The organism is Coleofasciculus sp. B1-GNL1-01 (assembly GCF_040220235.1).
In the GTDB taxonomy this organism is placed as follows: domain Bacteria; phylum Cyanobacteriota; class Cyanobacteriia; order Cyanobacteriales; family Coleofasciculaceae; genus Coleofasciculus.
Genome location: NZ_JAVJTO010000004.1, coordinates 14,263 through 27,053 on the forward strand (window position 1 = coordinate 14,263; position 12,791 = coordinate 27,053).

Annotated in this window: 11 protein-coding genes; 9 read left to right on the top strand and 2 right to left on the bottom strand. The window is 45.3% G+C overall.

Translation table 11 applies throughout. The features are described from left to right. Positions 1–19 precede the first annotated feature (19 nt). The 9 genes from RID53_RS00255 (at position 20) to RID53_RS00295 (ending at position 10,206) form a co-directional block, all read left to right on the top strand. Entirely contained in the window at positions 20–1,828 is a 1,809-nt protein-coding gene (locus RID53_RS00255; protein WP_446386211.1) for an acyl-CoA dehydrogenase, read from the top strand. Between the two features lie 7 nt (positions 1,829–1,835). Then, a complete protein-coding gene (locus tag RID53_RS00260) occupies positions 1,836–2,234 on the top strand; it encodes an acyl carrier protein (RefSeq protein WP_446386212.1) in 399 nt (132 codons plus the stop codon). A 9-nt stretch (positions 2,235–2,243) separates the two neighbouring features. Continuing rightward, the gene (locus RID53_RS00265; RefSeq protein ID WP_446386213.1) at positions 2,244–2,411 is read left to right on the top strand and encodes a hypothetical protein; all 168 of its coding nucleotides are present in this window, start codon (positions 2,244–2,246) and stop codon (positions 2,409–2,411) included. Positions 2,412–2,454: 43 nt separating this feature from the next. Then, the gene (locus tag RID53_RS00270) at positions 2,455–3,924 is read left to right on the top strand and encodes an MBOAT family O-acyltransferase (RefSeq protein ID WP_446386214.1); all 1,470 of its coding nucleotides are present in this window, start codon (positions 2,455–2,457) and stop codon (positions 3,922–3,924) included. Between the two features lie 51 nt (positions 3,925–3,975). Beyond that, the gene (locus RID53_RS00275; protein ID WP_446386215.1) at positions 3,976–5,241 is read left to right on the top strand and encodes an NAD(P)/FAD-dependent oxidoreductase; all 1,266 of its coding nucleotides are present in this window, start codon (positions 3,976–3,978) and stop codon (positions 5,239–5,241) included. A 490-nt stretch (positions 5,242–5,731) separates the two neighbouring features. Beyond that, positions 5,732–6,703, top strand: coding sequence for a glycosyltransferase family 2 protein (locus RID53_RS00280; RefSeq protein WP_446386216.1), 972 nt, complete (start codon positions 5,732–5,734; stop codon positions 6,701–6,703). A 116-nt stretch (positions 6,704–6,819) separates the two neighbouring features. Then, complete coding sequence (locus tag RID53_RS00285) at positions 6,820–8,379, top strand: hypothetical protein (protein ID WP_446386217.1); 1,560 nt, start codon at positions 6,820–6,822, stop codon at positions 8,377–8,379. A 220-nt stretch (positions 8,380–8,599) separates the two neighbouring features. Next, complete coding sequence (locus tag RID53_RS00290) at positions 8,600–8,938, top strand: SMR family transporter (protein ID WP_446386218.1); 339 nt, start codon at positions 8,600–8,602, stop codon at positions 8,936–8,938. Positions 8,939–9,195: 257 nt separating this feature from the next. Next, entirely contained in the window at positions 9,196–10,206 is a 1,011-nt protein-coding gene (locus tag RID53_RS00295) for a glycosyltransferase family 2 protein (protein ID WP_446386219.1), read from the top strand. 70 nt (positions 10,207–10,276) lie between these two features. On the opposite strand, the gene RID53_RS00300 is transcribed toward RID53_RS00295, so the two are convergent. Further along, complete coding sequence (locus RID53_RS00300; RefSeq protein WP_446386220.1) at positions 10,277–11,212, bottom strand: lysylphosphatidylglycerol synthase transmembrane domain-containing protein; 936 nt, start codon at positions 11,210–11,212, stop codon at positions 10,277–10,279. Positions 11,213–11,405: 193 nt separating this feature from the next. Then, on the bottom strand, positions 11,406–12,701 hold the full coding sequence (locus RID53_RS00305) for an acetylornithine/succinylornithine family transaminase (RefSeq protein ID WP_446386221.1): 1,296 nt from the start codon (positions 12,699–12,701) through the stop codon (positions 11,406–11,408). Between the last annotated feature and the right edge of the window lie 90 nt (positions 12,702–12,791).

The window sequence follows — 12,791 nt, forward strand, 5'->3', positions numbered from 1 at the left end:
TGTCATTCGGTACAGGTTTATGCATCAACTGAAACAGTATCAAATAGCGGAAGCGCTAGAACGGGATTTGGGCGATCCGGGTCATCCAGAGAGTACGATGTCCTTTAAACGGGTGATGGAACTGGATGAGAGCGAAGAGTTTCCAGAAGCGGAAGTGGATTGGCTTTATAACTGGAAACTGCAAGATTACTATGTTCCTGAAAACTGTGGTGGGAAGTTTTCCTCCTTTGAGGAATTCGTCGCCTTTGTCCGGGTGATGTCACGGCGGGATCAGACGATCGCGATCGCATTCACCACGATGTTCTGGTCATTCCTTACCTGGATGGCGGGGACAGATGACCAGAAAAAGAAACTCTCCCAGTTTATCCGCGAGGAAAAAGGGACAATGTGTCTGGCTTATTCCGAACGGGCGCATGGGAGTGACTTGATTGGCGGTGATGTAACAGCTAAAAAAGTTGAGGGCGGCTATCTCCTGAATGGTGAAAAGTGGCCCATTAACCGCGCCACTCGTTCCGGGGTAACCTTTGTTTTAGCCAAAACCGATGAAGAGGAGGGCGCTCGCTGTCTCTCCTTATTTATGGTGGACAAACGTCAACTTGACCCCTCCAGCTACTACAACCTGCCCAAAATCCTCACCCATGGGATTCGTGCTTCGGATATGAGCGGAATCGGGTTTAAGGATTGCTTTATTCCCGAAGCAATGCGGTTAAAGGAGGAAGGTGCGGGGTTAGAACTCGCACTCAAGGGATTCCAAATCACCCGCATGTTGTGCGCCGCTTTTTCTCATGGTGCGGCTGATACGGCAATGAGAACCACGCTGAACTTTGCCGTTAACCGGGTTATTTATAACAAAACCGTTTTCGATATCCCCCAACCTCGACAAACCCTAGTCGATGCCTTTATTGACATGTTGGTTTGTGACTGTGAAACCATTGGTGCCGCTAGAGGGTTTCATATTATCCCCGAACAATTCTCGGTTTGGGCGGCGGTGGTGAAATACTTTGTCACCATCAAACTAGAGGAGGTGATTAATAGTGTTTACGTTGTCCTCGGTTCCCGCTTCTATATGCGCGATGAGCATGACTACGGCATATTCCAGAAACTGCTGCGGGATAATTCAATTATCAGTATGTTTGATGGCAGTAGTGTGGTAAACCTCCATGCTCTAATTCTCCAGTTTCGCCAAATTGCTAAATATCGCTCCAGACGCAAGCAGAAGACGATGGAGGGAATTCAATCTCGTCTGGATACCATTTTTTCCCTAGAAAAATCTGTGCCGCCCTTTGAGCCAGAGAAACTGGGATTATTTGGTCGCGGGGCTGATGATGTGCTGCAAGGGCTAGAAATTGCCTGGGAACAGCTTCAGGCGCTGACGACGGAAGCGGATGTTGACGCCGACGTATTGGAAAAAATTATCAGCTTAACTACCATTGTTCTAGAGGAACTCGATGCCTTCGACGAACGCATTGCCAACTCCGGATTTGAACATGGTCATGATCAAGATCCCGAACTCTTTGAACTGGCGAAAAAATACTGCGACTTACACGCCGCCGCCGCGTCAGTTCACACTTGGATTTACAACCGGACAATCTTGGATGACTTCTTTGCTAAAGGGGAATGGTTAGTCCTAGGACTTTATCGCCGCTTACGCCCTTGGCGATCGCTGCCCAATATTGTCCCGAAAGCGTACAGTGAAAATGTGGCACAACACCTGCTGAAGCTGCATCAGGAAAACAAAATGTTTTCCATTGTACCGATTCAACTCGCCCAAACTGAAACACAAGAGGAAAAACCCCATGCAAGTGCAGAACTCCAACTCCAAGCCTAATGACGTTATGGTTCAAAGTGACGTAGAAACGAACAATCAGTCTGTTGATTCGGTTCAAGCGATTCAAAATTGGATGGTGAATCAACTGGTTGAACAACTGTCCCTAGATGCCAAAAACATTGATGTTACCGAACCCTTAACCCGCTATGGGTTGGATTCCATTGATGCGGTAACCATTGTCGGTGAACTCGAAGATTGGTTAGAGGTAGAATTACCTTCAACATTATTCTGGGATTACCCGACGATTGAGAAATCGGCTCAATATTTAGTTGAAGAATTCGATGTTTCAGCCGCATTAGACAACGCCGAACCCACCGCCGCCTCTGAGACGAAAGAAGCGAAGCCCGAAGCATCGGCAAAATCTGGCAAAGGCTGGGGTGGATTTTGGAAAGGATTGGGAGGGTAGAGACGTGCCATGGCACGTCTGGGAGATGGGGAAGCAGGGGAAGCAGGGGGAGCAGGGGGAGCAGGGGGAGATGGGAGACAAAATTTCTATAGCCTATTCCCTATTCCCTATTCCCTATTCCCTATTCCCTGTTCCCTAACAAATGACATAAACGTAGCTTGCTTGGCGCTCCCTTGAGTATGACGAATGACAAAGGACAAAAAAAGGAGGAAGCCGTTAATTGAATTTTTCTGACTTTTCCTTCTGGTGGATACTACTGCTTTACGCCATTCCTTTCTTTGCCATTCGCTATGTGGGCAAATCCCTGAAGTTATGGCGAGACAACTTTGACACCATCGGCTTGGCGGTGATGTCATTGATGTTATTTTTGAACGCCAGTCGCTCCAGTTTTGCCATTTTTATCGTTGAAATTATTTTCAACTACTTCATGGTACGGCTGATGCTTCGGCGTCGTGGCAATGGTGCCAAGTTAATTGCTGCGATTGTCATTATCACTGATATTGCAATCCTCGCTTACCTCAAATACTTGACATTTTTTGTCGAAGATGTATTTGGCATCGTCGTACCGGGATTCAGGAATAACTGGGAACAAGGCTTTCCCTTGCCCATTTTTCAACAGATTCCCCCTGGTGTTTCCTTCTACACCTTCCAGATGGTGGCGTTTGTGGTTGATTCCCTCAGACCCAAATATAAAAAACCCATCGCCTTTCTGGATTACATTAACTTTATTGCCTTCTTTCCGCAAATTGTCGCAGGACCAATCGAACGGCGGGCTGACTTATTACCCCAAATTCAATCGTTTCGCTTTAAATTCACAGCAGAAAACTTTGAACATGGGTTCCGGTGGCTATCTTTGGGCTTCTTTATGAAGTTGGTGCTAGCCGACAATATCGCCCCCTACATTAACTTACAAGAAACCGCCAATCCCTGGATGGTTTGGTTTTTTGCTTACTTATTTACTCTGAGAATCTACTTTGATTTTGCCGGGTACAGTTTTATGGCGCTGGGTGTGGCGAGAATATTGGGAGTAAAACTAACCGTGAACTTCCTGGCACCCTATACCTCCGTCAGTATCCAGGAATTTTGGCGGCGATGGCACATTACCCTAAATAACTGGTTTCGCGACTATGTGTTTCTGCCGTTGATGGGTTCTAAAAAACAATTAGCCGCTTTCTTTTTATTCATCACCTTTACCCTATCCGGATTCTGGCATGGTGCGGCGTGGAATTTTATTATTTGGGGGGCGTATCACGGCTCGTTACTGTTGCTATTGCGCTACACAGGTAGACCCTTTCAACGCTTGATGGGGAAAGGAAAACAAGTCTCCCGATTTCAGTTTATCTCCTGGGCGCTAACCTTTGGTTCAGTGACGCTGGGGTGTCTGTTCTTTATGGACACAAATACTCTGCGATTGCTGTCAAAGTTACAAACGCTGGTTACGCCGTGGGCTTATTCTTTGTCCAATTTAGGTAATTTCTTCAGTTCCTACAGCTTGAATGAAGGTACGGCATTAATTGTGACCCTTTTGCTTGCCAATGGCGTTTTATTTATGGAACATTTAGCCGTTTGGCAAAAGCGTAAGTTTGAATATGAATTGTTACTATTGCCTTGGGTGTCGCGAGTTTTATTAGGATTAACCATCCTATTCGCGGCGAATCAGCCCTCTGAGTTTATCTACTTTGAATTCTGATGGAATCAAAAGCTATCTGGCTGGCTTGAGGTTGAATGAGTACTATGAACAATGAACAATGAACCATCTATTCACATTTGCATTTTAGGGGGTGGTTTTGGTGGACTTTATACCGCCTTATACCTGCAACGGTTTCGCTTGTTTAAATCACCGAAGTATAAAATTACCTTAATTGATCGCAAAGATCATCTGGTGTTTACGCCCTTGCTCTATGAACGGGTGACCCAGGAACTACAAGCCTGGGAAATTGCCCCCCGTTATCGAAATTTAATTAAAAACACAACGGTTGATTTTTGTCAAGGAAATATTCAGGCGGTCGATCTAGAAAAACGCCAAGTTAAGCTGCAACTAGAAACTCTATCAGAATTAGGGCAAAATCTCAAAATCCTAAATTATGACTATTTAGTATTAGCCGTTGGTGCCGAGATGCGCTTAGAGGGCGTACCGGGTGCGGCGACTTACGCTTATCCCTTTCGCACCGTTACTGATGCAGAACGCCTCAACCAACAGCTTAACCAGTTGGAACAGTCGAATTTGTCCCAAATTCGCATCGCGGTGATCGGTGCAGGACCGAGTGGTGTAGAGTTAGCTTGTAAACTGAGCGATCGCTTGCAAGAACGGGGACAAGTACGACTAATTGAACGGGGTCAACAATTGCTGAAAAGCTTTACCCCCTACAGCCAGAAATCAGCCTATCGCGCCTTAACCGCCCGTCGGGTACAAATGGATTTTGTCACTAGCGTAGAGGCGATTGAACCGGATCACATTACCCTGATTAATCAGAACGGAAAAACCCTTATGCCTGTTGATTTGGTGTTATGGACAGTGGGGACTCGTTCCATTGAATGGGTAAGCCATCTCCCTTGTCAGCAGAATCCTCAAGGTAAGATACTCACCCACCCTACTTTACAGGTTGTGGATTATCCAGAAGTCTTCGCCCTAGGGGATATGGCAGAAATTCAAGATTCCGAAGGCAGACTCCCCAAAACCGCACAAGTAGCTTACCAGCAAGCCGATTGTGCGGCAAAAAACCTGTATCGGGCAATTAGGGGTAAACGCTTAAAGCCGTTCCGCTATTTACATCTCGGAGAAATGTTGACCTTGGGAAAAGGGGAGGCGGTGGTGTCCAGTTTTGCCCTAAAGATAAGCGGTCGTTTGGCTGGTATGATTAGACAATTCGTTTATCTCCAGCGATTGCCCACCCTACGCCATCGCTGGCGGGTGTTGCAGCATTGGGTCGGTCAATGGTTGGTTAATTTAAGGCGACAATTAGCACAGCTCTTTTGGAAACGGCGACGAAAAACGGTTCAGCGTTGATTGTCCTTTGTCATACTCAATATTCGTGCCAAAATTGACCGGGTGATGAAATCAAGAACGCTGAATTCCCTCGACTAGATTCGTCGCCTCTTGCGATTAGATCAGTCATGGAGTTTTATTTTGTAGATGAACGGACTGTCCCACCCGGAGAAACTCAGGATGTAGAGAAGCAGATTCAGTGGCAGCAATCTTGTTCCCCAGATGCTAAAGGCAATGAGTGAGAAGGGATAGGAATAAAAGAGAATCAATCGTGAAGTGTTAAGGGTATATAGCGCTTCGCTAAGCGTGTATTTACACAAAGCGAGATGAATGCTTGATTAGGAGGATTTTAGAACACTTGTACTGTAACTACGCGAGAGCGAACGGCTATAATTTCTAGCTCTCTTGGGGATATTTGCTCAAATCAAAATTAGTTCTCCCAACGTAATAGAGTTCTTCTAAAACATGCTATTTAATTCTTCCATTTTTATCTTTATTGGGTCAATCACCTATGCTAGACCATTTACCTAAGCCTAAGACACTCTCTCTTAAGAACTATCATATTGCGGTTTTGCTTCCATGCCATAACGAAGCATTAACGATTGCCCAAGTCGTAACTGAGTTTCAATCTACACTCCCAGAAGCCAAGATTTATGTATACGATAATCATTCAACCGACAATACGGCAGAGCAGGCAATGACGGCAGGTGCTGTGGTTCGGCATGAGCCTAGGTTAGGCAAGGGTAACGTAATCCGGCGCATGTTTGCTGATATAGAAGCGGACATCTACATCATGGCAGACGGTGATAACACCTATGAGGTCGCAGCAGTACGTCGATTGGTGCAGCGCCTGTTAGCAGAACAGCTAGATATGGTTATCGGTATGCGTCGCCCTGGGGCGGGAGAAAATGCCGCCTACCGTCGTGGTCATCGGGGCGGCAATGCCTTTCTCACAGGCTTGGTGAAATTCCTGTTTGGGGCGCGGCTTTTGGATATGCTTTCTGGCTATCGAGTATTTTCGCGCCGATTTGTCAAATCATTTCCAGCACTCTCTAGTGGTTTTGAAATTGAAACTGAGTTCACCATACACGCGCTAGAACTGAAAATGGCATTTGCCGAAGAGCCAACGTTGTACATTGCCCGACTCCCAGGTTCACACAGCAAACTCAAAACCTTTAAAGATGGTTGGCGAGTTTTAGGAACGGCATTATTGTTGTTTAAAGAAGTTCGACCGTTCCTTTTCTTTGGTATTATTTTTGTCGGGCTTGCCCTGATCTCCCTAATTCTGGGGATTCCTATTGTGAAGACTTTTCTGGAGACAGGATTAGTGCCACGGTTCCCCACTGCTATCCTAGCCGCTTCGATTATGTTGCTAGCTTTCCTGAGTCTCACCTGCGGTCTTATCTTGGATTCTGTTGCTCGTGGACGTCGAGAGGCAAAACGCATTGCCTACCTTGCCCATCCACTACCTGAATTTGACTGACACTATAGCATCGTTATTGCTCAATCAGGTTTAAATTGATTAATCATTCAATCTTTGTCAAAATAATTAATCGCCAATTTTAATAGTTAATCAAAAATTGATGCTAATTAATTTCTATGAAAACTTTAACAAAAATAATTTTGATTTCCTCACTATGGATTACCGCCGTCAACTCAGGAACGCTTGGTGTTCTCGATACTGATCTGAGATTGCAAATGGCTCATGCCTGGTGGACGGGAACGGAAGAAGTACAAGTATCCCCAGATTATCAACTCAAAGTGCGGGGAGATATCCAAGCTGGCGTTATAGGAACGGGTGGAAAGCGTTACATCGCTTACGAACAGGGGCAGTCTTTACTCATGCTTCCAGGTGACTGGTTGGGAACCCAGTTGCATAGCTTTTTTCCGGAAATACCATCAAAAATAATCCGGGACTTAACCGTTAACTTCTTAATTTTCATTCCCTTAAATGTGGCTACTGTAGTCGCTTGTTTCTGGTTACTGAGACTTTTTGACATTGAAGAACGAGTTGCCGGATTAACCAGTATTTCCTGGCTACTTGGCACGACAGTTTTACATTACGCCCAAGTGCATCAGCATAATAATCAATTGCTGCTATTTACCATCATTGGTTATGCAGGTGCTTTAGCTTATGTGCGAAGTGGACGCTCTCGCTTTGTCTTCATCAGCGGACTCGCCTTAGGTGGGGCTGTCTTAATCCGAATTACCAGTATTGTTCATGCGTTTACCGTCGTCCTTTTTCTAGTCGGGTGTCTGGCGTATCAACGCCGTGACAACCTTCAAGTGATTAAGCAAGTCGGATTATGGATAGTCGGTTTTATTCCGTTTACGTTACTTGGACGCATTTTTGATTATATCCGCTACGGGAGCTTTTTAGCCACAGGGAAAAGAGTCGAAAAGCAGCAATTAGATACTGATCCCATGTGGACAGGTTTGCCGGATCTGCCGGATAATTATCCCCTAATCAATGAACCATTGGTAGGAATTATCGGTCCCTTGCTATCACCTGCTAAAAGCATTTTTGTTTATGATCCCTTACTTATACCCTGTTTAGTATTGGGCATCCTCCTGTGGCGAAAACTGTCACCATTCATGCAGTGGTATCTAGTTACGGGAGTGTTAAACTTGGGTTTACATCTAGTTGCCTACAGTCGGTTCTTTTTCTGGCATGGGGATCATGCTTGGGCAGCCAGATATCACGTTACCTCTGTCCATCTCTTACTCATCCCTCTTTTAGCTTTATTTATACAGCATCTTCTATCGGCGAAGACGTTAAAGGCTTGGTTGATGAGAGGAATCCTGGCAATTGCCATCCTGGCTCAAATTGCATCGGTGGCAATGCCCATGAACTTAGAAATTTATCAAAAAAAGGTAGGAATGCCAGGAACTCGTTTTGATGCCCGTCTAGCTCAACGCTTGAATAATATTGTTTGCTTGGTTGATGGGTCTTTCACGGAAGGATGTGTCGAGATGAATCCTAAAAAAAAGGGGTTTGTAGAGCATTTAAACCACGTATACTTTTTGCCATTTAACTTGAGAAAAAAAGCCGTAGAAAATCCTGAATTATTAAAACTTTCACAAATTTTGTTAATTTTTTGGATAGTTGTGGTAACTTTGGCGATTGGGACGACGCTATGGTTCTGTTACGTCGGCTGATGAGAGAGGTGTTGGCTTGCTGTTTAAACCGTTCTTAGGAGACTAAATAAGGTATACTAAATCCCTAGTGAGACCTAATCTCATTCCTCATTGTTAACATTTTGGCTTATTCGGCGGGTTAGCGTAACGGAGGATTGCCTATTGACTGGCAAATTACATCGTCTTGATCAATAAAGCTCACTCAATCGTTTATTTTTTTCCATATCGATAAGAATTGGTTATGAACAATCCTCTGGTTCTCAGCGTTCTGATTTTGATATCCGTCTCCTTAAACTCCCTCGGTCAAAGCCTTCTAAAACTAGGAGCTGGTCAAAATCCTCTAAATCTTTATCTATTCGGAGGTATTACGGCTTATGCAGTGAGTACAGTATTTTATGTACTCGTTTTGGGTAAACTTAATTTATCCTTGGTTTATCCCTTAGTTATTGGATTAACTATTACGGCAACCACTTTATCGGGAGCGATTCTTTTAAAAGAACATGTTCCCTATACCCATTGGGTAGGCATTGGTTTAATATTGAGTGGAATTTGCGCGATCGCTTTTGGCAGGATTTCCTAAACGGATTCAAGTGAAAAGATAGTGAATGTTTATTAGTAGACCCTAGAAATAAAGCTTCCCTTACAGAGAAAGCTTACATCATTCTATTAATAAGCTGAAATTTTCCCTACACCCCACACCTATTACCCACGCCCAAGATGCTATGAAAAACAAGATAAACAAAAGTTTGCCCCTAAAAATTATCTGTGTTACATTCTTTCGGAGAATTGCTATCATTCAAAAATTCAGGCTCAATTTGGAAAACTAGGACTTGAGAAATGGCGGATTCATTATCGTTTGAGACCTATCAAGCAAAAATCCTTTCACCAAATCCACTGGCGTTATCGGTGGTTGTCCCTATTTACAATGAAGTCGCTAGCATACCTCACCTGGTTGACGCTGTAGCAACCAGTTTAAGTGCCAATCAGCTTTCCTACGAAATCGTTTGTGTCGATGATGGTTCCCAAGATGGTTCCACAGAACTTCTCCTGGAATTAGCACGCAGCCGCCCGGACTTAAAAGCGGTGATTCTCCGCCGAAACTATGGTCAAACCGCCGCCATGTCAGCCGGATTTAAATATGCTCAAGGTCGCGTTATTGTGATGATAGATGGTGATTTACAAAATGATCCGGCTGATATTCCCGCCTTACTCGCCAAGATGGAAGAAGGGTATGATTTAGTCAGTGGTTGGCGCAAAGAACGACAAGATGCAGCTTTAACTCGACTCCTCCCCTCTAAAATTGCCAATTGGCTAATTGGGAAAGTGACTGGTGTCAAATTACATGACTATGGTTGTTCCCTAAAAGCCTACCGTTCTGAACTGGTGGCGGATATGCATCTCTATGGTGAGTTACATCGATTTCTACCGGCGTTAGCCTATATTGAGGGAGCAAGAATTACGGAAATTCCTGTGCGACATCATGCCCGTCGCTACGGTCAAAGTAAGTATGGCTTAGGACGAACATTTCGTGTAATTATGGATTTAGTTACCGTATTTTTCATGAAGAAATTTCTCACTCGTCCCATGCATGTCTTTGGATTATTCGGCTTGCTTTCCTTCGGTGTGGGATTGTTTTTAGGGCTATATTTAACCGTACTTAAACTAGGGTTTGGGCAGAATATTGGTGACCGACCTTTACTGATTTTAGCTGTTGTCCTTCTGTTAGCAGGAGTCCAGTTATTTAGTTTTGGTCTATTAGCAGAAGTGTTAATGCGAACCTATCACGAGTCCCAAGGGCGACCAATTTATCGAGTGCGGGAAGTAATAGGAGGAATGAAGGATGTGTAGGGTGTGGGGCGGGGGGAACGATTGAACCCGCTCTAACTTCCGTTGATTCACCTGCTTCAGGATCATTGATTTATTTTCCCGAAATCCCTTGCATACGTTCACTTAAAGTTGCCAGTCCAGCAGCGCTCATTTCTGCCAGAATACTGACCAAGCGAAATAGGGCAATACCCGTAAGGATGAGACCTTTAGGCAACTGCTGATCCAAAAGTGCGATCGCGGTGGCTTCAAATACCCCTAAACCGCCAGGTGCCCCAGGTACGACTAATCCCGTTAACCAGGCAAAACTAAACGCACTCAGTAATGGCAGAATCTGATTGGGAGTAATTGAGCCTACCGCCAGTAAGGTAAATAAAAATCCGGTTCCCCGAAATCCCAAAAAGCCGATTTCACCCAACAACGGCAATAAGGGATAGTGTTTAATCGGAAACTCTTGCGTATCTTGAATTTTCTTAAATCGGCTTAAGCGTTGAACAATAGGATTAAGAACTCGCGGATGAACTCCCAGCAACACCACGGCTAAACCCACAAATTTTAAACCCCATATTCGGCTATCAGACGCCATATTCACCCAACCCAATCCACCACTAATTAAGGCAATCGCTAACGCAGAAGCTGCCATTAACAGGGGTTCGAGCAACACGCTGATACTAGCAGCCCCCACGGAACCTCCTGCGCCCATGACAGCGGAAATTCGACCGTAGAAATGCCATACATTGCCGGGTAAATATTTAGCAACATTTGTTTTCAGATAAACTTGCAGCGCCTGACGCTGTCCAATAGGTTGTTTAAATGCCTTGAGAATCCACGTCCAAACCCAACCCGACCAAATATGTGCCAGAAGCGTGACCAAGACTGCGATCGCTAGCATTGTCCAACCCTGGGGATCAATGCGAATTCCAGTAATGTCTCGCCAATGATCTTTAAAAGCTTTGGCGATAAAAAATAGCGTCCCGCCCAGAATGACCCAGCGAATGTAGGGTTTTATCGATGACCAGACTTTTTTCATGGGCTAGGGGAGAAGCAGGGGAAGCAGAGGGAGATGGGGGAGATGAGGGAAGCTAGGGGAAATGTTGTAGGGGCGGGTTTGACTACTATCTTTTCGGTTACACCCAGATGCAACTAAACCCGCCCCTACTTAACGAAGGACAAATGACAAATGACAGACAAATGACAAATGACAAAGGACGAATGACAAACCCCTATTTACTGCTGGAATCAGCTAGCTTGGCTATGGATTCTTCAACGATTGTAGCGGCTGCATCCACTTCTTCCGCCGAGACAATCAAAGGCGGGACAAAGCGCACCACCTTCGGACCTGCGGGTACTAGCAACAATCCTTGCTCCATCGCCGCTTTCGCCACATCCACTGCTGTAAATTCTACATCCGCATTCAACTCCATTCCATTAATCAGTCCCCAACCGCGCACCTCATTAATGAGCTGGGGATAGTTCATCGCGATCGCTCTTAAACGAGTCCGTAACTGTTCACCCCGTTGCTGAACATTGTGCAGAATATCGTCCCGTTCCAACGTTTGAGCCACGGTTAAAGCCGTCGCACAAGCCAAAGGATTCCCGCCAAAGGTACTCGCGTGATCCCCAGGTTGAAACACATTACAGAATTGCTTACACAACATCGCCCCAATCGGAACACCACCCGCTAATCCCTTCGCGCTAGTAAAAATATCGGGTTCAATCCCTAGATTCTCATATCCCCAATACTTACCCGTGCGACCCATACCGACTTGTACTTCATCTAAAATCAGCAAGATACCCGTTTCGTCACAAATTTTCCGTAAGCGCAGGAAGTACTCCAACTCGCCGGGACGCACACCCCCTTCTCCTTGCAGGGGTTCAAGCATCACTGCGGCTACTCGTTGATCCCCTTCATCCAATTCTCCGATCGCATCTTCCAAAGCACCGATATCGTTATACGGCACATAATAGAATCCCGGCACCAAGGGGTCAAAATTTTTCTGATACTTGGGCTGACCCGTAGCTGTAATCGTCGCTAACGTGCGTCCATGGAAACTGGCATTCGCAGTCAAAATTACAGGTTTCTCAATCTCTAGAACCGTGTGGGCGTATTTCCGAGCCAATTTAATCGCCCCTTCATTCGCCTCCGCTCCAGAGTTACAGAAAAAGACGCGATCGGCACAGGAATGCTCAATCATCCACTGAGCTAATTCTCCTTGAGGGGGAATATAGTAAAGATTAGAAACATGGTGCAGGGTTTTGATTTGCTGCGTCACCGTTTCGATCAGAGCCGGATGAGCGTGACCCAAGGTACAGGTAGCGATCCCAGCGACAAAATCGAGATAATCACGTCCGGCTGTATCCCAAACTCGACAACCCGTACCCCGTTCTAGGGCGATGGGGAAGCGATTATATGTTCCCATCACGTTAGTATCGAAGTTGCTGGGATTGTATGCAGTCGATACACCCTCTGCTGATTCAGCAGGAATTCCGGGATTCTCGACGAGAGTTGGTTTGGTCACGAATATTATCTCCTAATTTGATTGATCATTTTTCAGGAAACAGGGAACAGGGAATACATAATGTTGGATCGGGCGGGTTAGTGACATTAG

Bases quoted from the DNA above. Each gene is read 5' to 3' on its own strand.
- RID53_RS00255 (WP_446386211.1), top strand. From the start codon at position 20: ATGCATCAACTGAAACAGTATCAAATAGCGGAAGCGCTAGAACGGGAT.
- RID53_RS00260 (WP_446386212.1), top strand. From the start codon at position 1,836: ATGGTTCAAAGTGACGTAGAAACGAACAATCAGTCTGTTGATTCGGTT.
- RID53_RS00265 (WP_446386213.1), top strand. From the start codon at position 2,244: ATGGCACGTCTGGGAGATGGGGAAGCAGGGGAAGCAGGGGGAGCAGGG.
- RID53_RS00275 (WP_446386215.1), top strand. From the start codon at position 3,976: ATGAACAATGAACCATCTATTCACATTTGCATTTTAGGGGGTGGTTTT.
- RID53_RS00280 (WP_446386216.1), top strand. From the start codon at position 5,732: ATGCTAGACCATTTACCTAAGCCTAAGACACTCTCTCTTAAGAACTAT.
- RID53_RS00285 (WP_446386217.1), top strand. From the start codon at position 6,820: ATGAAAACTTTAACAAAAATAATTTTGATTTCCTCACTATGGATTACC.
- RID53_RS00290 (WP_446386218.1), top strand. From the start codon at position 8,600: ATGAACAATCCTCTGGTTCTCAGCGTTCTGATTTTGATATCCGTCTCC.
- RID53_RS00295 (WP_446386219.1), top strand. From the start codon at position 9,196: ATGGCGGATTCATTATCGTTTGAGACCTATCAAGCAAAAATCCTTTCA.
- RID53_RS00300 (WP_446386220.1), bottom strand. From the start codon at position 11,212: ATGAAAAAAGTCTGGTCATCGATAAAACCCTACATTCGCTGGGTCATT.